Genomic DNA, 22,176 nt, shown 5'->3' with positions numbered 1-22,176 from the left:
AACAGATATGAAACTATATATTTTTAAAAATTTAATCATAGGATCAACCGTTTTACTTTCATTAGCAGGCTGTTCCGATATATTGGAGGAAAAACCTCATGATTTTTATGAACCAGGTTATTTTAAAACCGAACAAGGCGTTAAACAGGGATTGACTTCCCACTATGCTCATTTGCGCTGGATTTACGGACAGGCTTATTTTTACAACGCTTGCCAAACAGGGACAGATGAAGCAACGTACGCACAGAGTGCAGACGGGAATTTTAAAGATCACGATTTATCTGGTGTGGGTATTATTAATCCAACTTCAAGCCGTTCAGATGTTTTATGGAATAACTCTTATTATGATATCAATACTGCTAGCGGTATTATCGAAAATGGTGCAGCCGTTGGAGTTGCTAGCAGTTTAATCGCAGAATCTAAATTTTTTAGAGGGTTTGACTATTTTCTTTTAGTGCAGACTTTTGGAGGCATCCCTTTGGATTTAGGCGCTGGGGAATTAAAGTTTAACAGCAAGCCTTCAAGATATTCAAAACGTAATACAGTTCCTGAGGTATATACAAAAGCCATTTTTCCAGATTTGGTTACAGCGGTTAAGGATCTTCCAGATGCGCCTAGATTGACTGGTACGGTAACTAAAACTGTAGCGCGATTATTTTTGGCAAAGGCATATCTTACTTATGCTTGGTGGTTAGAAAACCCAAATAATATTCCAACTTATCCAGATGCTCCAAGAACAGATCCAGATGGACATAATGCGCAATGGTATTTCCAGAAGGCTTATGATCTGGCTGTTGAAGGAATTAATAACCCAGGGTCTTACGGATTGCTTGATTCTTATTATGATGTTAATGCAGGAGCAAATGACAGAAATAAAGAAGTGATGCTTTTTGCAGATCATACGCAAGAAAGCGAGTATTACAATGGAGCTAGCCTTACGTACGGTAGCGGTGGTGCTCCAGATAACTTCTCAGGTTGGATGGTGACTTGGAACTATACTGCTATAAGAAGTAAAAACGGAACAGCGGCAGTTTCTTCAGTACAAAGAGAGGCAAATCAATTTTTAGGACGTCCATGGACAAGAATGGCTCCGCCTATTGAAGTTTTTACGAATACTTTTGCAGATAAAACAAATGATTCAAGATATGATGGAACTTTTACAACAGTATTCAGAGGGAATTGGAACCTTCAAGGGACAGGTCTTACTGGCGTGGCAACATTAACTAATGCAAATGGTCTGACAATTAAACCAGGCGACGCTGTTTTAAGCTTCCTTAATGATGAACCATCAACTGCAATCACTTATCCTTCTGGGCAAGGTGACAGCGGAGTAGGTGCAGGAGTATTGCCAGGAAGAGCAGATTATGTGATTTCTCCAAAAGGCATTAGCAGAATCGTATATCCAGGTTTCTGGAAACTTGGGCCATATAGAACAGACAATGCCGGAGGATTAGGACAGCCGAATGCCGGAAGCACAAGACCATTTCCAGTAGCAAAATTCTCTGAATTATATTTGGTTGCAGCCGAAGCAGCTGTTAAAGGAGCTACAGGATCTTGGAGTGCCAGATCGCTTGTAAATGTATTAAGAGCTAGAGCAGGAAAATGGAAATGGGATAATAATGGTAATACTGCTAAAATTCAGGATAATAGTGCTGCTATGACCAATGCGACTCCAGCCGTAATTGATATTAACTACATTCTTGCTGAACGTTCACGCGAATTTTTTGGCGAAGGTTACCGCTGGTATGACTTGGTAAGAACACAAAAATGGAATGAAATTGCAGGGAAATATTCTATAGGAGGATCCAACTACGGACAGCATACGCCAGAAGTAGTAACCAGAACAATTGATGCGCATCATTACCTAAGACCAATTCCGCAGGGACAAATCGATGGAATGGAAATGTCTGCTGATGAAAAAGCAGCTTACCAAAATCCGGGATATTAAATTTTATTTTTCTAAAAACTAATGCGAAGCAAATAAGATCAATTTTATAAATTATCTTATTACGGTTTATTAATTAGTTTTAAACAAGCCGGGAGAAATCCTCTCGGCTTTTCAATATTTTTCGAATGCACTTTAACAAACCTATAAAATGAGTAATAAAAAAAAGATTTTTATATCAGCTGCTGTTCTGTTTTGCTCTATACTTACGCAGGCTCAGGAAAGCAGTATACAAAAAAAGAAAAGCAGTAAAGACCCAATTTTTTCAAATGCAACTTACGTGGGAGATGATCAGATTTATAAAAATAATCCGTTAAAAGAAGATGAGTTTTATTCTCCAATTCTGCAGGGATGTTATCCTGATCCAGCCATTACAAGAAAAGGTGATGATTATTACATGGTTTGCTCTTCATTTGCGATGTTCCCTGGGGTGCCCATTTTTCACTCTAAAGATTTAGTAAACTGGACCGATTTGGGTGGAGTATTAAATAAAGTTTCAGAGTTCAATCCTCATGATACGGGAATTAGCGCTGGGGTTTATGCTCCTGGCATTACATACAATCCTCACAATGATACTTTTTATATGATTGTTACTGCTTTTACAGGCGGTTTGGGGAATATCATTGTAAAAAGTAAAGATCCTAAAAAAGGATGGGGAAGTCCAATTAAATTAGCTTTTGATGGAATAGACCCTTCTATTTTTTTTGATGACAATGGAAAAGGGTATGTCGTGCATAACGATGCTCCTGATAAAGGAAAAGAATTGTACCAGGGACATCGCGTAATTAAAGTTTGGGAATATGATTTAGAAAAAGATCAGGTTATTCCGGGAACAGATAAAATTATTGTAGATGGCGGGGTTGATCTTTCTAAGAAACCAATTTGGATAGAAGCTCCACATTTGTATAAAAAAGACAATCATTATTATTTAATGTGTGCCGAAGGAGGTACAGGAGGAAATCATAGCGAAGTTGTTTTTATTAGTGACAGTCCAAAGGGGCCTTTCAAACCAGCAAGCAATAATCCAATCCTAACGCAGAGATATTTCCCTCAAAACAGACCCAACAAAGTTGATTGGGCAGGGCACGCAGATGTAGTGCTTGGTCCAGACAATAAATATTATGGCGTGTTTTTAGGAATTCGTCCAAACGAAAAAGATAGAGTAAACGCAGGGCGTGAAACTTTTATGCTGCCAGTAGACTGGTCAGGAACTTTTCCTGTTTTTGAGAATGGTTTAGTTCCAATGGGACCAAAACTTAAAATGCCAAACGGTGTTGTAAACAAAACAGGCAAGGATGGTTTTTTCCCTAATGGCAACTTTACATTCACTGAGAATTTCAAATCAGAAAAATTAGACTACAGATGGATTGGATTGCGAGGGCCAAGAGAGCATTTTATTTCTATTGTTAAAAAGGGTTTACAGATAACCCCATTTGCGGTAAATATTAAAGAATTAAAACCAACGTCGACATTATTTTACAGACAGCAGCATAATACTTTTTCTTTTTCAACTACTTTAGAGTATAAACCAGAATCAGAAAAAGATTTGGCAGGAATAGTGTGTCTTCAAAACGAACACTACAACTATGTTTTTGGTGTTACGAAGAAAGGAAAAGATACTTACATACTGTTGGAAAGAACAGAAAACGGACAATCGGAAATTGTATCAAGCGCAAAAATAGAAATTAAAGGAGCATTACGCTTGCAAGTTAAAGCGACAGGCGACAATTATCAGTTTAGCTATGCTTTGAATGGTGCTGATTTTGAAAATCTTGGCAATCCTGTTTCAGGAGATATTCTCTCAACAAATGTCGCTGGCGGATTTACAGGAGCTTTGGTAGGATTATATGCCACTTCATCTAATAATTCACATCCGAAATAAAAATTTAAAACTCCCATTTATTTCAATTAAAAAAATGATTTATGGGAGTTGTTTTTTAATAGCAGCATTCATCAAATTTTAGTAGAAATGATAAAAAGATATTTAAAATATATATTGCTTTTACAGCTTTTCACTTTAATAATAGGATGTAAGCCCAATCAGCCACTAGCAAATTCTTCCGAAAAAGCAGCCACTGAAAATTGGGTCGGATCATGGGCTTGTGCGCCAATGCTTGTAGAGCCAAACAATATGCCTCCAGCTCCAGGTTTGGCCGAAAATACACTTCGTCAAATTATAAAAGTTTCGATTGGAGGAGAGCATATTCGACTGCGTTTCTCAAATGTATTCAGCGATCAGCCTACAGTTTTAAAAAAGATAAGCATTGCCAATGTTCTTGATGCTCCCACGATTGACAAAAACACACAAAAAAATCTCAGCTTTAATGGAAATCAAGAAGTAACATTAAACCCAGGTCAGGAAGTATTTTCAGATGAGCTGAATTTTCATTTAAAAACAGGTCAACTGCTAGCCATAACCATTTATTATGGAGACGCATCGCAAAAAACAACCGGGCATCCTGGATCGAGAACAACGTCTTATATTTTGTCGGGAGACAATCTCAATAATGACGTTTTCTCTGAGGCTGTAAAAACAGATCATTGGTATTCTATAGTGGGCGTCGATGTCGTGGCATCAAAAGAAACATCAAATATTGTTTGTTTAGGAAACTCCATAACAGATGGCCGTGGATCTGGAACAAACAAACAAAATCGCTGGACAGATATTCTAGCGGCTAGATTGGCAGCCAATAAAGCAACTCAAGATATAGGAGTTTTAAATTTAGGCATAGGCGGAAATTGCGTTGTAAAAGGCGGACTAGGTCCAACAGCATTGGACCGTTTTGACCGTGATGTCCTTTCGCAGAGAGGCACAAAATGGCTCGTAATTTTAGAAGGAATAAATGATATTGGCGGAATTAAACGTGCAGAAGATGCACCTATAAAAGCACAGGAAATTATAGACGCTTACAAAATTATGATAGAAAAAGCACACGCCAAAAATATAAAAGTATATGGCTGTACAATTTTGCCTTTTCAAAAGTCGTTTTACGATGCACCTTTTAAACAGGAAGCAAGAGATGTTGTAAATGCATGGATACGAGACAACCATTTTGATGCAGTAATAGATTTTGATAAAGAAATGGCTTCGGAAACAGACGCTAAAACCATTTTGGCAAATATGCATGACGGTGATTTTTTGCATCCTAATGAATTGGGATATCAGAGAATGGGCGAAGTAATAGATTTGAATTTATTTAAAATTTAATTTAAAACACATAGAAACATAGATTTTTATTGCTTTGGTTAAGATTACCAAAAAAAGCAAGCTTTAACACATAGCTATGTGAATTGAAATTAGTGAAACGCCTTTTTAACGATGCTTCGGGGCTATGTTTCTATGTGTTAAAAGTAATTTCATCCAACGGGGTAATCATTATTTAAAAGATATATTAGCCAGTTTGTTCTGGCAGTAAAAACAACTTTAATAAGAAATCATGAAATCAATAATTAGATTTTTCGCAATAACAGTTCTTTTTTTAACGGGACAGAATGGATATTCTCAAGATCCAAATTTTCATGTTTATTTAAGTTTTGGACAGTCCAACATGGAAGGCGCTGCTCCGATAGAAGCTGAAGACAAAATAAATATTGATCCTCGTTTTCAGGTTCTGGAAGCTGTAAACTGTCCTGATCTGAATAGAGAAATGGGAAAATGGTATACCGCAATACCGCCATTATGCCGATGCAAAACAGGGTTGACACTAACAGACAATTTTGGAAGAACAATGGTTGCCAATCTTCCTAAAAACATAAAAGTAGGAATAGTAAATGTGGCTGTCGGAGGGTGTAAAATAGAACTTTTTGATAAAGATAACTTTGAGAACTACATGAAAACAGCGCCAGATTGGATGCTGGGCATGATCAAGGAATATAACGGAAGTCCGTATGCAAGACTTGTTGAAATGGCAAAAATTGCGCAAAAAACAGGAGTTATAAAAGGCATTTTACTGCATCAGGGAGAATCTAATACAGGAGATACACTTTGGCCTAAAAAGGTAAAAATAGTATACGATAATTTAATGAAAGATCTGAACCTCAATCCTAAAAAAGTGCCATTGCTTTCTGGAGAGACCGTTCATGAAGAACAAAAAGGAAAATGTGCCAGCATGAACAAAATCATTGCAACATTGCCTCAGACCATTCCAACCTCTTATGTGATTTCATCAAAAGGCTGTGCAGTGGCTCCAGATTTCCTGCATTTTAGCGCAGCGGGATACAGAGATTTAGGGAAGCGTTATGCAGAAAGAATGCTTTCGTTATTAGGCTATAAATCAGATAGTCCAAAGGAGCCATTTATAGTTCAGGCACCATTTGGATTTGACCAGTTAAACCCGGCAGTTCCAGCAGGAAAAGTAGAAACGGTAAGCTATGATTCAAAGACAGTTGGAACAGTAAGAAAGGCAACAATTTATACACCACCCGGATTTGGCAAAAACAAAAAATATCCAGTTTTATACCTTTTGCACGGAATTGGCGGAGATGAAAAAGAATGGCTTAACGGTGGAAGTCCGCAGATTATATTAGACAATCTTTACGCAGAGGGAAAATTACAGCCTATGATTGTGGTAATGCCAAACGGAAGAGCCATGAAAGATGACAGCGCTACTGGAAACATAATGGCGCCAGACAAAGTGCAGGCATTTTCAGACTTTGAAAAAGATTTATTGAAGGATTTAATTCCTTTTATTGAAAAGAAATATAATGTTTACAAAGACAGAGAGCATCGCGCCATTGCAGGATTATCTATGGGTGGCGGACAGTCTCTCAATTTCGGATTAACCAATTTAGACAAATTTGCATGGGTAGGCGGATTTTCGTCGGCTCCAAATACAAAGAAAACTGAAGAATTAGTGCCTAATCCTGAAGAAACCAAAAAGAAGCTGAAACTGCTTTGGATTTCCTGCGGAGATAACGATTGGCTGCTTGAAAACAGCAAACGAACTCATGATTACTTATTTAAAAATAATGTACCGCACATTTATTATCTAGAGCCAGGAGTTCATGATTTCAAAGTATGGAAAAACAGTCTATATATGTTCTCACAGTTATTGTTCAAACCAGTTGACGAATCAAGTTTTGCAAAATATACGGTTTTAGGGACCACAGCTCAAACCAACATACGTAATGCAAAATATCCTCAGATCCTGCCTGACAACAGAGTAATTTTTAAAGTAAATGCGCCTGAAGCATCAAAAGTGCAGATCGATTTAGGAAGAAAGTACGATATGCAGAAAGACGGTCAGGGAGTTTGGAATCTTACAACCGATGTGATAAACGGAGGATTTAATTATTACTCCCTCTTGATTGACGGTGTGGCAGTTGCAGATCCGTCAAGCGAGACTTTTTACGGAATGGGACGTATGGCCAGCGGAATAGAAATTCCGAAAAGAGATGGTGATTTCTATGAATTGAAAACCGTTCCGCATGGTGAGATAAGAATAATGAAGTACTTTTCGAAAGGGACTAATTCATGGCGCGAGATGTATGTTTATACGCCGCCGGGATATGAAACTTCAACTGAAAAATTCCCTGTATTATACCTTTTGCATGGAGGTGGAGAAGATCAAAGAGGATGGAGCACACAAGGAAAAGCAAATTTGATTTTGGATAATTTAATTGCCGAAAACAAAGCAAAGAAAATGCTTATTGTAATGCTTGACGGCAATATGGGAAATGCAGGCGGTATTGCTGGTTTTGGCGAAGAAACATTAAAAGCATTTGAAAACGAACTGAAAAATGAAGCCATACCTTTTGTAGAAACTAATTTTAAAATTGCAGCAGGCAACAAAAATAGAGCCTTAGCAGGTTTATCAATGGGAGGGCTTCAGACACTTTACGCAGGAATAAAAAACTCAGATATGTTTTCAAGTCTGGGCATTTTCAGTTCAGGCTGGTGGGCAAACAATCCAAAATTATCAGATCCTCAATATGAGTTTATAAAAAAAAATGCCTCATCTATTAATGCTAATCTAAAAGACTTTTGGATCTCGATGGGAGGAAAAGAAGATATAGCATACGAGAACTGTAAAATTATGATGCAGAAATTCGACCAGCTAGGCATTAAATATAGCTACAGCGAGTATTCTGGCGGACATACATGGCCAGTATGGAGACATGATTTAATGATGTACTCACAGTTATTGTTTAAATAGCAAAATGTATTGTTAAATGAGAAAAAGACATGAAAAAGTATTCATTTAATCTGCTGTTTTTCTTTGGGATTTCCATATTCGCTCAAGCGCAATCAGATCTTAAACTTTGGTACAAAACTCCGTCAGGTGATGTTTGGGAAAACGCATTGCCAATAGGAAATGGTTTTCAGGGCGCCATGGTTTATGGGAATGTCGGAAAAGAAATTCTTCAGTTAAATGAAAGCACCGTTTGGAGCGGAAGCCCTAACAGAAATGATAATCCGCTGGCAAAAGAAGCTTTGGCTCAGATAAGACAATTTCTTTTTCAGGGAGAATATAAAAAAGCCGAAAAACTCATCAATGAGACTATCATTACCAAAAAATCTCACGGCCAGATGTTTCAGCCTGTCGGGAATTTGGAACTGAATTTCCCAGATCAGAAACATTCCGATTATTATCGTGAACTGGATATTGAAAATGCAGTTGCAAAAACAATGTACAAAGTAAATGGAGTGACTTTTACGAGAGAAGCTTTTACCTCTTTTACAGACAGAGTTTTAGTTATTAGACTTTCAGCCGATAAGCCTGGACAGCTATCATTTGCAGTTGGTTTTACATCAGAACATAAGAAGCAAAAAATTATAATTAATAATAATGAAATTTCACTTTGGGGAAAGACAAGTGATCATGAAGGAGTAGAAGGAAAGGTTCAGTTTAATGCATTGGCAAAGTTAAAAGTCGAAGGCGGAAATATAAGTGCAGTTGATAATACTTTAAAAGTCGATAAAGCAGATTCAGCGGTAATCATGGTTTCTATAGCTTCAAACTTTGTAAATTATAATGATTTAAGCGGTGATGAAAATAAACTCGCTAAATCTTATCTCGATAAAGCGTTTGTCAAGAATTATGATAAGATGAAAACCGCCCATATTGCTGCGTATCAAAAGTATTTCAAAAGAGTAAAACTTGATTTAGGAGCTACAGAACAAGCTAAATTGCCTACAGACGAGAGACTATCCAATTTTAGAAATGTTTCAGATCCTTCTTTTGTAACCTTGTATTATCAATACGGAAGATATCTGCTAATTTCTTCCTCACAGCCTGGAGGTCAGGCTGCAAATCTGCAGGGAATCTGGAATCGCAGCATGACACCGGCATGGGACAGCAAATATACCATCAACATTAATACCGAAATGAATTACTGGCCAGCCGAAAAAACAAACCTTTCTGAAATGCATGAGCCTTTGCTGAAAATGATTCAGGAGCTTTCAGAGACAGGACAGGAAACCGCCAGAGTAATGTATGGAGCGAGAGGCTGGATGGCGCATCATAATACCGATATTTGGAGAGTTAATGGCGCAGTTGATGGCGCTACGTGGGGAGTGTGGAATGCGGGCGGAGGATGGCTGAGCCAGCATATTTGGGAACATTATTTATATACTGGCGATGCGGCATATTTAAAGTCTGCTTACGAAATATTAAAAGGAGCAGCTCTTTTTTATGCTGACTTTCTTGTGGAAGACCCTGCAAACGGATGGCTGGTCATAGCACCTGGAAATTCACCTGAAAATACGCCAATAGCACATCAAAATTCGGCAATGACAGCAGGTTCTACCATGGACAATCAAATTGTGTTTGATGTTTTTAGCACGCTGATAAAAGCTTCAGAAGTTCTACAGAAAGACGCAGCATTTGCAGACAGTCTTAAAATACTGAGAAAGAAACTGCCTCCTATGCAGATAGGCAGATACAATCAGCTTCAAGAATGGCTCGATGACGTGGATGACCCAAAAGATAATCACCGCCATATTTCACATTTGTATGGTTTGTATCCGTCTAATCAGATTTCGGCGTATAGAACTCCAGAGCTCTTTGCCGCTGCAAAAAATACACTGCTGCAAAGAAGCGATGTATCTACAGGATGGAGCATGGGTTGGAAAGTAAACTGGTGGGCAAAAATGCAGGACGGCAATCATGCCTACAGCTTAATTCAGAATCAGCTGACACCGCTTGGCGTAAATCACGAAGGAGGCGGAACCTATAATAACCTTTTTGATGCGCATCCTCCTTTTCAGATCGATGGTAATTTTGGCTGTACTTCTGGAATCACCGAGATGCTGATGCAGAGTTCAGATGGAGCAATGCATCTGCTTCCTGCTTTGCCAGATGCCTTAAAAGAATACGGACAAATAAGCGGTTTAAAAGCGAGAGGAGGTTTTGAAATAAAAGATTTAAAGTGGAAAAATGGAAAAATAATCGCTTTAACTATTTATTCTAATCTGGGCGGCAATCTAAGATTAAGAACTCCTAATGAGCTTATACTAAAAAAAAGCAAAGATTTGAAAATAGCATCAGGAGAAAATCCAAATCTATTTTTTGCAGTGGAAGAAACCGAAAAACCAATTATTTCTAAGGAATCAAACCTTCAGCTTCTAAAAATTAACACATCTTATTTGTATGATAGGATGACTGAAAAAGGGAAAACCTATACTTTTTACTTTCAATAACTTCAAACTCAATTTATAATGAAAAAGACAATTTTATTTTGCCTATTCGCCCTATTGATAGGAGCCAAATTATCGGCTCAAATGAAGCTATTTGATTTAAGCGAAGTAAAATTAAAAGAAGGGCCATTTAAAAATGCTCAAGATGTAGATCTAAAGTATATTTTAGCTTTAGATCCAGATAGACTTCTAGCACCTTATTTATTAGAATCTGGGCTTCCGCCAAAGGCAGATCGTTATGGCAATTGGGAAAGTATAGGATTGGATGGGCATATCGGCGGACATTATCTTTCGGCTTTAGCTATGATGTATGCATCTACAGGAAATAAAGGGCTTAAAGATAGATTAGACTATATGCTTTCAGAATTGGCGCGCTGTCAGGCTAAAAATGGGAACGGTTATGTTGGGGGTATTCCGCAAGGAAAGGTTTTTTGGGATCGTATCCATAAAGGAGATATTGACGGAAGCAGTTTTGGACTCAATAATACTTGGGTTCCTATTTATAACATTCACAAACTTTTTGCTGGTTTAATTGATGCTTATCAATACACTGGAAGTGAGCAAGCGAAAGATATAGCAATAAAATTAGGAGATTGGTTTATGGAATTAATCGGACCGCTTTCTGATGAACAGGTCCAGAAAGTCTTAGCTACAGAGCATGGAGGCATAAACGAAACTTTTGCCGATTTGTATATCATTACCAAAAACAAAAAATACCTTAAAACCGCCGAAAAATTATCGCATAAAGCCTTATTAAATCCCTTATTGCAAAAAGAAGACAAACTCACAGGACTTCACGCTAATACTCAAATACCAAAAGTGGTTGGTTTTGAAAAGATTGCCAATATTTCTGATAATAAAGAATGGTCAGATGGTGTGCAATATTTTTGGGATAATGTCACCCAAAAACGCACAGTTGCCTTTGGAGGAAACAGTGTTGGAGAACATTTTAATCCTGTTAACGATTTCAGCGGCATGATCAAATCGAATGAAGGGCCAGAAACCTGCAATTCGTACAATATGGAACGTCTAGCCAAAGCTTTGTTTCTCGATAAAAATGATGTGCGTTATCTGGATTTTTACGAAAGAACACTTTACAATCATATCCTTTCGAGCCAGCATCCCGAAAAAGGAGGTTTTGTATATTTTACGCCTATTCGCCCTAATCATTACCGTGTTTATTCTCAGCCTCAGACAAGTATGTGGTGCTGTGTGGGAACGGGACTTGAAAATCACACCAAATATGGAGAATTAATTTACAGCCATTCGCAAAATGATCTTTTTGTAAACCTTTTTATTCCATCGGTTTTAAAATGGAAAGAAAAGGAAATAGAGGTAGAACAAACCACAAAATTTCCATATGAGAATCAGACAGAATTAGTTTTAAAACTTAAAAAATCAAAAAGTTTTGCTTTGAACATTCGTTATCCAAAATGGGCTGAAAGTTTTGAAATATTAGTGAATGGAAAAGAACAAAAAATCGAATCCAAACCATCTGAATATATTACGATTTCAAGAAAATGGAAATCAGGAGATAAAATAAGTGTCAGATTTAAAACGTCAATACATTTAGAAAATCTACCAGACGGTTCCAATTGGAGTGCATTTGTCAAAGGGCCAATTGTGCTGGCGGCCAAAACTTCGACAGAAGGATTAGACGGATTGTTTGCAGATGACAGCCGAATGGGACACGCCGCAAGAGGCAAATTTATGCCACTTGATAAAGCCTATGCATTGGTTGGGGATAAAGTAGATTATGTATCGAAACTTAAAGAAATAGGGAACTTAAGATATAGGTTAGATTCATTAGAATTGGAACCTTTTTTTGAAGTGCACGATGCCCGTTATCAAATGTATTTTCAAACCTACTCCAAAGAAGAATATAAAGAAAAGCAGGAGTTGCTGAAGAAGCAGGAAATTGAAGCTATGGCGCTTGAAGCCAAAACAATAGATAAAATAAATTGCGGTGAACAGCAGCCAGAAGTCGATCATTTGTATAAAGGTGAAAAAAGCAATTCTGGTTACGAGGATGGAAAGTTCTGGCGAAATACGCGCTCTTATATTTCGTATCAAATGCTGAATAAGAACAGTAAAGGTCAGTTGCTGCAAATCAGTATTTTAGATGAATTCAACAGCGATAACATTATTATTCTCATTAATGAAAAACCAGCTGTAATAACATTATCTAATAAAAAGACAATCAGCATAAAAATAGATAACAAGGAAGTGCTGAATATTAAAATTCTGGCAAAAGACGGAAAAATCAGTCCAAAGTTTTCTCAGCTTAGAATTGTAACAGAGTAACACATCATATTTCCTTTAGAAATGCCAAAAATCGAAACCGAAATGAAAACAAAAGATTTTATATATGCTGTTCTGATAATTTTATTGAACGTATTCACAAGCCAAGCTCAAAAAGACAAAGCCCATAATCCCATTATTTTTGCAGATGTTCCCGATTTATCTATAATTAGGGTTAATGATGCTTATTATATGAGCAGTACTACCATGCATATGAATCCTGGGGTGCCAATTATGAAATCCAAGGATTTAGTGAATTGGGATCTTGTTAATTATGCCTATCAAACTTTAGAAGATCATGATGACCGACTGAATTTAGATTATGGCAAAAATGACTACGGAAGAGGTTCATGGGCAAGCAGTCTGCGTTATCACAATGGTGTGTATTATGTAAGCACTTTTTCGGGAACAACGGGTAAAACTTATATTTTTTTTACAAAAAATATTGAGAAAGGGCCGTGGAAGAGAACTGTTTTAAACAATTCCTATCACGACCATTCTCTTTTCTTTGATGATAATGGAAAAGTGTACTTAGTTTGGGGAGGAGGAAAAATTCAAATTGTAGAATTAAAAGAAGACTTGTCAGAAGTTAAAGAAGAGACTAAGAAAGTTTTAATAGAAAATGCCAATGCTCCGGCGCAGAGTGATATCATGCTGCCGGCAGAAGGATCACAGCTTTTTAAAATTAACGGAAAGTATTATTTATTTAATATCTGCTGGCCCAAAAACGGTATGCGCACTGTAATTATACACAGAGCAGATACTATTGCTGGACCATGGGATGGAAAAATTGGGCTTCAAGATCAGGGCGTTGCCCAAGGCGGGCTTATTGATACTCCAGACGGCAGATGGTTTTCGTATTTATTTAGAGATGCAGGAGGTGTAGGACGTATTCCTTATCTGGTTCCTGTAAAATGGGAAAATGGCTGGCCAATATTGGGCGAAAATGGTAAAGTGCCTCAAAATTTAGATCTTCCTGCCAATAAAAGCTTAATTCCTGGAATTGTAAATTCAGATGAGTTTAATAGTAAAAAAGGACAAAATGATCTGCCTTTGGTTTGGCAATGGAATCATAACCCAGATAATGCAAACTGGTCTGTAAAAGAAAGAAAAGGCTATTTAAGACTAAAAACATCCAGAATCGATAGCAGTTTCACGCAGGTAAAAAATATTTTGACACAGAGAACCTTTGGGCCTGTATGTTCGGGAACTACTATGCTTGAGCTTTCAAATATGAAAGAAGGAGATTTTGCCGGACTTTCATTGCTCCAAAAAGATTTTGGTCTGGTTGGAGTAAAAGTAGATCAGGGAGCAAAAAGAATTGTGATGATGGATGCTGAAAAGGGAAATCCAAAAGAAGTTCAAAGTATTCCATTAAATCAGGACAAAATATATTTTAAAGCCGAATGTGACTTTAGGAATCAAGCAGATCAGGGAAGATTTTATTACAGTTTAGACGGCAAAAAATGGATCAGCATTGGAAAATCTATTAAGATGCCGTATACCATTCCGCATTTTATGGGCTATAGATTCGGGTTGTTCAATTACGCTACTAAAACTGCTGGAGGTTTCGCCGATTTTGATTATTTCAGAATTGATGAAAAGATTTCAGAAGCGAAATAGTCCTCATAAAACGCATAATAAAATGAATATAAAATCTACATTCAGTTTAGCTTTGTTTCTGTTTACGATTGCCTATTCGTATGGACAGAAAGCAGTTTTGACTTCTCCCAATCAAAAAATAGTGGTTGCATTATTTGACAGTCAGAATACTAATTCTGGAAGCTGGTATTTGCAGGTGAATTACGGCAATAAAGACAGACATGACGCAATAATTCCAAAAATAGATTTGGGAATTGTACGAAACGACCAGACCTTTTCAAAAGACTTAAAATTAAAAAAGATTGGCAAAACTGTGCTTATTAAAGAGCAGTACAAAGCATTGCACGGCAAAAAATCGGAACGCTCCAATACGGCAAATGAAGTGGTTTTGTATTTTGAAAATGAATCGAAATCCCTTTTAAACATAATTTTAAGAGTGTATAATGACGGAGTCGCATTTCGTTATGAATTTCCAGAAAAACAAGGAACTTATACCATTTCAGATGAGTTAACGGCTTATTCTATTCCTGAAAGTACAGAAAGATGGCTGGAAAAGTTTGATTTGTCCAATGAAGGGCTTTACAATAGCATGAACAATGGTGATGTACAGCAGGATTGGTGTTATCCAGCGTTGTTTAAAGCAAAAAATAGCCCTTGCTGGTATCTGATTCATGAAGCCGATTTAGACCGAAATTATGCTGCTTCTAAACTGGCTAATACCCAAAATAAAAACCAGTATAAAGTAGCGCTTCCTGGAACAGAAGAAGGCGTAGGAGAGCCTTTTGCTAAAATAACATTGCCTTGGAAATCGCCTTGGAGGGTTGTAATTGTGGGAGAACTTGGAGATATTGTCAAATCTACATTAGTGGATGATGTGTCGAAACCTTCTGTTTTAAATAATACAGATTGGATTCAGCCGGGTGTTGCGTCATGGAATTATTGGTCGAATAACCACGGAACAAAAGATTTTAAAACGGTGACTCAATTTGCCGATTTAGCAGCGGCCATGAATTGGCCTTATACACTTTTGGATTGGGAATGGGATCAGATGGAAAATGGCGGTAATTTAGAAGATGCTATAAAATATATTCATTCAAAAGGAATCAAACCTTTAATGTGGTATAATTCAGGTAAATTTAAATGGATCACTTCTACACCTGTTGACCGAATGCTGACTCACGAAAACCGAGTTAAAGAATTTGAGAAGTTAAATAAGCTTGGCGTTTACGGGATAAAGGTTGATTTTTTTCTAAGTGAAAAACAAGAAATCATAAAGTATTATTTGGATCTTTTAGAAGATGCTGCGAAGTATAAAATCATGGTCTATTTTCACGGATGTTTGGTGCCGCGCGGATGGCAGAGAACTTATCCGCATCTTATGACTTATGAAGCTGTCCGTGGTGCCGAATGGTACAACAATGGGCCTGAATTAACTACGACGGCACCAGAACATAACAATACATTGGCTTTTACCCGTAATGTCGTAGGATCAATGGATTACACTCCTGTAACGTTTACAAATTCTCAATTTCCGCATATCACCTCTTATGGACATGAACTGGCATTAAGTGTTGCATTTGAATCAGGTATACAGCATATGGCTGATAGACCAGAAGGATACTATGAATTGCCAGATGCGGCCAAAACTTTTCTAAAGAGCGTTCCCGCATCTTGGGACGATACAATTTTAGTTGATGGATATCCAGGGAAATATACGGTTATCGCTAGAAGAAAAGGAGCAGATTGGTTTATTGGCGGTATTAATTCAGGAAGAAAAGAAAAAATCCAGAAGTTGAAATTTGATTTTTTACCAGATGGACAAACGTTTAAGCTCACCTTAATTGCCGACGGGAATCATGATAAAGCTTTTAATACCCAATATTTATTGGTAAGCAAAACAAGTTCTGTTGATATTAAAATGTTAAATCAGGGAGGTTTTGCAGCGATGTTAGTAGTAAACAAATAATGAATGTTATATGCTTTTTAAACTTAAACTTATAGCTCCTTTTTTTCTGATATTTTTATTTGGTTTTAAAAATATAGATAAAAGTTATATTCTAGAAAAAGACCGTCTTTTGATTCCGTTAAAAGAAGGAATGCTGCATATCATTCCTATAACGGAGAACTCTATTAGAATTCAGTTACGTGCCGAAAACACAAAAGAACTGCAAGAGCTGATTTTGATAGAGAACCTTGCTGTTCCCGTTTTTAAAGTTGCATCAATAAACAGCAAGGATCATTTCCTGAGATGATAAAGCAACGCAGATTTAAAATTATAAAAATATCTTCAGATCACTTAGAATCAGGTGCATCTGCAAAAGAATTGGAAAAAATAATTAGTTATAACGGAAATCAAATTTCGGTAAAGTTGTAATGAATAATAAAGTATCAAATCATATAATTCAAAATTTTTTAAATTAAATATTATGAATAAAAGCACCCATAAAATTATAGTTTTCTGCTTTCTTATAATGCTTTCTTTTCAAGGAATTGCCCAAAGCGATATTAAGCAAAAGCCGATAATCCAGACAAAATATACTGCTGATCCAGCTCCAATGGTTTACAAGGATACTGTTTTTTTATATACTTCTCATGATGAAGATGATGCAAAAGGTTTCAAAATGCTTGACTGGCTTTTGTATACTTCCACAGATATGGTAAACTGGACCGATAGGGGAGCTGTAGCCTCTTTAAAAGATTTTAGCTGGGCAAGACAAGACAACGGAGCTTGGGCAATCCAGACTATTGAGCGTAATGGGAAATTTTATCTATATGCACCAATGCATGGAAATGGAATAGGCGTTTTAGTTTCAGATAGTCCTTATGGGCCTTTTAAAGATCCATTGGGAAAACGATTAATAGATACTGATCATAAATGGAATGATATTGACCCATCTCCTTTTATAGACGATGATGGACAAGCTTATTTGTATTGGGGTAATCCGGATGTTTATTACGTAAAATTAAATGAGGATATGATCTCTTATTCGGGCGATGTGATAAAAGAACCGACTAAACCGAAGAATTATCAGGAAGGACCATGGATTTACAAAAGAAAAGGAAAATATTACCTGTCTTATGCTTCAACCTGCTGTCCGGAAGGAATTGGATATGCTATGAGCAATTCTCCAACAGGACCGTGGGAATACAAGGGAATGGTCATAGAAGCCAGCGAAAAAACAAGAGGGAATCATCCGGGAATTATTGATTATAAAGGAAAATCGTATGTTTTTGGGCATAGCTATGATGTCATAAAAAGACAAACTTCTACATTTTATGAAAGACGCTCGGTGGATCTGGATGAAATCATTTATAATCCTGACGGAACGATAAAAACACTGTTGTATTTCTCCGTTGATGGACCTACTGCTGTAGGAGATATTAATCCTTTTAGCCGTGTTGAAGCCGAAACAATTGCTTGGAGTGAAGGAGTGAAGTCAGACAAAAAGGATCAAAAAGGAGTTTTTATAACCCAGATTGACAATAATGATTACATAGAAGTTAAAGCAGTTAATTTTAAGAAATCACCAAAAGAATTTTTTGTAAATGCATCTTCTGTTTTGGGAGGTAGAATAGAAATACATCTAGATGATAAAGATGGAGCACTTTTAGGAGTGTGCGATATAAAAAACACTGGAAGCGTGAATAATTGGAAAGATTTTGCCTGTAAGGTTAAAAACGTAAAAGGTCTTCATAATGTCTTTTTTGTATTTAAGGGTGAGGGAAAATCAATGTTTAATTTAGACTGGTGGACTTTTAAATAATTTTTAGTTCTAGTTTAAAAAGTAAAAAATAAGGAAGATGTCAATTAAAATTTATTTAAAAAATTTAAGGTTTTTAACAGCATTTAGCATTTCTGTATGCGGTTTTGCCCAAAACCCTATTGTACAGACAAGCTATACAGCAGATCCGGCGCCAATGGTTTACAATAATAAACTGTATTTGTATACTTCGCATGACGAAGACCATTCTACTTGGTTTACCATGAACGACTGGAAATTGTACACTACAGAAGATATGGTAAACTGGACAGATCATGGAGCGGTATTATCGTATAAAGATTTTAGCTGGGCTAAAATGAATGCTTGGGCAATTCAATGCATAGAAAGAAAAGGGAAGTTTTATTTGTATGCGCCAATTACAGATAATCAAGGGCGAAATGGCATTGGTGTTGCAGTATCTGACAGTCCGTATGGGCCATTTATAGATCCGTTAGGAAAACCTCTGGTGCAAAATAGTGACGCAGATATTGATCCAACCGTTTTTATCGACGATGATGGACAGGCTTATTTATTGTGGGGCAATCCGGTTTGCCATTATGTGAAATTAAACGAAGACATGATTTCTTATACCGATGAGGTAAAGATATTTCCAAACACAATTGAATCGTTTGGAAAGCGTACCGGAAAAGAAGATCCCCGCAGACCTACCACTTACGAAGAAGGGCCGTGGCTTTATAAAAGAAACAAATTATACTATCTATTTTTTGCTGCTGGACCTATTTCCGAGCATATAGGGTATTCTACAAGCAAAAGTCCGATTGGGCCGTGGAAATATCAAGGAGTTGTAATGCCAACACAGGGAGAGAGTTTTACCAATCATCCTGGAGTAGTAGATTTTAAAGGAAAAACATATTTCTTTTACCATAATGGAGCTTTACCAGGAGGCAGCGGTTTTACTAGATCTGTGGCAGTTGAAGAATTGTTTTTTAATTCTGACGGTAAAGTCAAAGAAATGAACATGACAGAGGGAATTAAAAAAGGAATCGGAACTCTGAATCCGTATGCTAAGTCAGAAGCAGAAACGATAGCTTGGTCTAAAGATGTAAAATCTATGCAGAATAAGGAAGTTGGCGTTTTTATTACAGCTATGAAAAACAATGCCTTCACGAAAGTCAGAGATGTTGATTTTCGTGAATCGGGTGCTTCAAAATTTATAGCTCGTGTAGGTACTACGCACAATGGAAATGTATCAATGGAAATTAGACTTGATAGTCTGGAGGGAGAATTGATAGGAACAGTAAAAGTTCCTATGACGGGAGGAAATGATAGGTGGGCTCTCGTTACAGCAGATATCAAAAAGGTTTCTGGAGTGCACGATCTTTATTTTATATACAAAGGCAATGCCGCTGAAAAAATCATGTATTTTGATTATTGGATGTTTTCGAAATAACATTTTTAGCTAACCCTACTTCAGTAAAAAGAGTGTAATCATTACAAAAAGAAAAATCTTCAAAGTTTATGAATCTTAAAAAAATATTATTCTTGTGTTTAGTTAGTTTCTTTAAACTAAACGCCCAATCAGTGGTAAAAAGTCCGGATGGAAAACTTGCCGTGTCGGTTTCTGTAAACAACGGAATGCCCCAGTATAGTGTAACATTCAATGAAAAAACGTTTATAGAAAAATCGCCATTAGGTTTAAAAACAAATGCGGGAGATTTCAGCTCTGGATTAACTTTGGAAGCAAATAGCATCCAAAATAAAATTGACGAATCGTATCAGCTTCGCAACATCAAAAAAAGCAGCGTGCATTATACGGCCAACGAAGCTGTTTTTTCGTTCACAAAAGAGGGCAGACCGGCTCTTGATGTGATTTTTAGGGTGAGCAATAATAATCTGGCATTTAAATATAAAATATATCCGCAAAAAGAGACGCTTTCCTGCGTGGTTCAGGAAGAGGCTTCGGGATTTCTGATGCCAAAAGGAACCACGACATTTCTGTGTCCGCAAAGCAATCCGATGACCGGATTCGCAAACACAGCTCCCAGTTATGAGACTTCCTATACGCTGGGTGATGCCGTCGGAAAAAATGGCTGGGGAAATGGATATACGTTCCCGTGTCTGTTTAAAGTAAACGACGGATGGGTCTTAATTTCTGAAACGGGAGTCGACAGCGGCTATTGTGCCAGCAGGCTGATCGGACATGAGAACGGATTATATTCAATCGGATTTCCGATGCCGGGAGAAAATAACGGAAACGGGACGACATCGCCGGGAATCCCGCTTCCGGGAGAAACGCCATGGCGCACCATTACAATTGGAGAAACGCTTGCTCCGATAGTGGAGACCACGATTCCGTTTGACCTGGTTAAGCCAAAATATGAGGCCTCTAAAGAATACCAGTACACAAAAGGCACTTGGAGCTGGATTATCAAAATGGATAACAACACTACGTTTCCTGTGCAGAAGCAATATATTGATTTCAGCGCTTCACTGGGATATGAAACCATTTTAGTCGATGCGCTTTGGGATACGCAGATTGGCCGCGATAAAATAGAAGAATTAGCGGCATACGGAAAGCAGAAGGGCGTTGGGCTTTATTTATGGTACAATTCAAACGGGTATTGGAATAATGCTCCGCAAGGCCCGAGAGGATTGATGGATAATGCGGCGATCAGAAGAAAAGAAATGGCTTGGATGAAAAGCATCGGAATCAAAGGAATAAAAGTAGACTTTTTTGGCGGCGACAAGCAGGTGACCATGAAACTGTATGAAGACATTCTGACGGATGCCAACGAATTCGGAATAATGGTTATTTTTCACGGCTGCACCCTGCCTCGAGGCTGGGAACGAATGTATCCGAACTACGCCTCCAGCGAAGCGGTTCTGGCAAGCGAGAATCTGCATTTCGGACAGCAGAGCTGCGATAATGAAGCTGTAAATGCAGCAACGCATACTTTTATAAGAAATGCGGTGGGAAGCATGGATTTTGGCGGAAGCGCTTTGAACAAATTCTACAATAGCGATAACATTCCCAACAAAGGCTCTAAAAGAATGACTTCAGATGTATTTGCTCTAGCAACTTCAGTGCTTTTTCAGAGCGGTGTGCAGCATTTTGCTTTGGCGCCTAATAATTTATATGATGCTCCAGACTGGGCCGTAAAATTTATGAAAGAAGTGCCGACAGTCTGGGATGAAGTCCGCTTTCTGGAAGGATATCCAGGCAAATATGCTGTGATGGCCAGAAGAAAAGGAGCAAAGTGGTATATAGCTGGAATTAATGCTGAAAATAAACTGTTGAAGATAAAAATAAAGTTAGAAATGCTTAATTCTGGAGCGACAGTAAATTATTATGCTGATGACGATCAGTTAAACGGAAAAGTAAATAAATTGATAGTAGGCAAAAACAAAGAAGTTGAACTAAAAATACCGAAAAATGGAGGTATAGTAATCACAAATTAAAACGTTTTACTGCTCCATTCTTATATAAGCCAGCTTATTGGTTAAGCTGGCTTTTTCTTTCCAAGTAGCATCCATGTTTTTTGATGTGATGCAATTATTACAATCGGTTGTTTTTAGCTTCTAAATTTACTTTCTATTGAATCTATTACGCTTCAATTTTGGGCTAATGTACTGATTTTATGAATCTATTGTGGTAATATGCTTACAATGTAGGACTGCTTAGAATATTAAGTGTAAAATATACAATTGTTAATAATTTTGAGGATTAGTTGAAAAACCAATATTGTTTCTAGTTGAAACTGTTTTTAAATTATCAAATATTCATAAAATTGTAATAAAAAATGTTTAATGCGTTTTTATTTATTCATTTTTTTATTAAATAATCAATGAAATTTCAAACAATCGGTTGTGTAATTCGTTTTTTTATATATTTTTGTTAACATAAAATTCACATTCATTTCTCAAAAGCAAACCGAAGATTTCATTAATCAAATAATGGAGTCAGATGA

Annotated in this window: 12 protein-coding genes; all 12 read left to right on the top strand. The window is 37.1% G+C overall.

Annotated features, from left to right (window positions below):
• Nucleotides 1-7: 7 nt before the first annotated feature.
• The 12 genes from N4T20_RS18460 to N4T20_RS18405 all read left to right on the top strand — a co-directional run bounded on the left by N4T20_RS18460 (nt 8) and on the right by N4T20_RS18405 (nt 21,667).
• Nucleotides 8-1,948, top strand: coding sequence for a RagB/SusD family nutrient uptake outer membrane protein (locus N4T20_RS18460; protein ID WP_260670540.1), 1,941 nt, complete (start codon nt 8-10; stop codon nt 1,946-1,948).
• A gap of 148 nt (nt 1,949-2,096) precedes the next feature.
• Complete coding sequence (locus tag N4T20_RS18455; protein ID WP_260670539.1) at nt 2,097-3,827, top strand: glycoside hydrolase family 43 protein; 1,731 nt, start codon at nt 2,097-2,099, stop codon at nt 3,825-3,827.
• 87 nt (nt 3,828-3,914) lie between these two features.
• Complete coding sequence (locus N4T20_RS18450) at nt 3,915-5,153, top strand: SGNH/GDSL hydrolase family protein (protein WP_260670538.1); 1,239 nt, start codon at nt 3,915-3,917, stop codon at nt 5,151-5,153.
• A 229-nt stretch (nt 5,154-5,382) separates the two neighbouring features.
• Nucleotides 5,383-8,100: an alpha/beta hydrolase-fold protein gene (locus tag N4T20_RS18445; protein ID WP_260670537.1), complete on the top strand. Its 2,718-nt coding sequence runs from the start codon at nt 5,383-5,385 to the stop codon at nt 8,098-8,100.
• Nucleotides 8,101-8,129: 29 nt separating this feature from the next.
• The gene (locus N4T20_RS18440; protein ID WP_260670536.1) at nt 8,130-10,586 is read left to right on the top strand and encodes a glycoside hydrolase family 95 protein; all 2,457 of its coding nucleotides are present in this window, start codon (nt 8,130-8,132) and stop codon (nt 10,584-10,586) included.
• Between the two features lie 18 nt (nt 10,587-10,604).
• Nucleotides 10,605-12,887 carry a glycoside hydrolase family 127 protein gene (locus N4T20_RS18435; protein WP_260670535.1) on the top strand — a complete coding sequence of 761 codons (2,283 nt, stop codon included), beginning with the start codon at nt 10,605-10,607 and terminating at the stop codon, nt 12,885-12,887.
• 42 nt (nt 12,888-12,929) lie between these two features.
• On the top strand, nt 12,930-14,507 hold the full coding sequence (locus N4T20_RS18430) for a glycoside hydrolase 43 family protein (protein WP_260670534.1): 1,578 nt from the start codon (nt 12,930-12,932) through the stop codon (nt 14,505-14,507).
• Between the two features lie 22 nt (nt 14,508-14,529).
• A complete protein-coding gene (locus N4T20_RS18425; RefSeq protein WP_260670533.1) occupies nt 14,530-16,452 on the top strand; it encodes a glycoside hydrolase family 97 protein in 1,923 nt (640 codons plus the stop codon).
• Between the two features lie 10 nt (nt 16,453-16,462).
• Complete coding sequence (locus N4T20_RS18420) at nt 16,463-16,738, top strand: hypothetical protein (RefSeq protein WP_260670532.1); 276 nt, start codon at nt 16,463-16,465, stop codon at nt 16,736-16,738.
• Between the two features lie 174 nt (nt 16,739-16,912).
• Nucleotides 16,913-18,250, top strand: coding sequence for a glycoside hydrolase family 43 protein (locus N4T20_RS18415; RefSeq protein WP_260670531.1), 1,338 nt, complete (start codon nt 16,913-16,915; stop codon nt 18,248-18,250).
• A 37-nt stretch (nt 18,251-18,287) separates the two neighbouring features.
• Nucleotides 18,288-19,658, top strand: a complete 1,371-nt coding sequence (locus tag N4T20_RS18410) for a glycoside hydrolase family 43 protein (RefSeq protein ID WP_260670530.1) — start codon at nt 18,288-18,290, stop codon at nt 19,656-19,658.
• A 68-nt stretch (nt 19,659-19,726) separates the two neighbouring features.
• Complete coding sequence (locus N4T20_RS18405; protein ID WP_260670529.1) at nt 19,727-21,667, top strand: glycoside hydrolase family 97 protein; 1,941 nt, start codon at nt 19,727-19,729, stop codon at nt 21,665-21,667.
• Nucleotides 21,668-22,176 lie beyond the last annotated feature (509 nt).

It is taken from the genome of Flavobacterium sp. TR2, assembly GCF_025252405.1.
GTDB lineage: Bacteria > Bacteroidota > Bacteroidia > Flavobacteriales > Flavobacteriaceae > Flavobacterium.
Note: the sequence above shows the minus strand (reverse complement) of the source record. Positions and strands in the feature narration are given on the sequence as shown.

Bases quoted from the DNA above. Each gene is read 5' to 3' on its own strand.
- N4T20_RS18460 (WP_260670540.1), top strand. From the start codon at position 8: ATGAAACTATATATTTTTAAAAATTTAATCATAGGATCAACCGTTTTA.
- N4T20_RS18455 (WP_260670539.1), top strand. From the start codon at position 2,097: ATGAGTAATAAAAAAAAGATTTTTATATCAGCTGCTGTTCTGTTTTGC.
- N4T20_RS18450 (WP_260670538.1), top strand. From the start codon at position 3,915: ATGATAAAAAGATATTTAAAATATATATTGCTTTTACAGCTTTTCACT.
- N4T20_RS18445 (WP_260670537.1), top strand. From the start codon at position 5,383: ATGAAATCAATAATTAGATTTTTCGCAATAACAGTTCTTTTTTTAACG.
- N4T20_RS18440 (WP_260670536.1), top strand. From the start codon at position 8,130: ATGAAAAAGTATTCATTTAATCTGCTGTTTTTCTTTGGGATTTCCATA.
- N4T20_RS18435 (WP_260670535.1), top strand. From the start codon at position 10,605: ATGAAAAAGACAATTTTATTTTGCCTATTCGCCCTATTGATAGGAGCC.
- N4T20_RS18430 (WP_260670534.1), top strand. From the start codon at position 12,930: ATGAAAACAAAAGATTTTATATATGCTGTTCTGATAATTTTATTGAAC.
- N4T20_RS18425 (WP_260670533.1), top strand. From the start codon at position 14,530: ATGAATATAAAATCTACATTCAGTTTAGCTTTGTTTCTGTTTACGATT.
- N4T20_RS18420 (WP_260670532.1), top strand. From the start codon at position 16,463: ATGCTTTTTAAACTTAAACTTATAGCTCCTTTTTTTCTGATATTTTTA.
- N4T20_RS18415 (WP_260670531.1), top strand. From the start codon at position 16,913: ATGAATAAAAGCACCCATAAAATTATAGTTTTCTGCTTTCTTATAATG.
- N4T20_RS18410 (WP_260670530.1), top strand. From the start codon at position 18,288: ATGTCAATTAAAATTTATTTAAAAAATTTAAGGTTTTTAACAGCATTT.
- N4T20_RS18405 (WP_260670529.1), top strand. From the start codon at position 19,727: ATGAATCTTAAAAAAATATTATTCTTGTGTTTAGTTAGTTTCTTTAAA.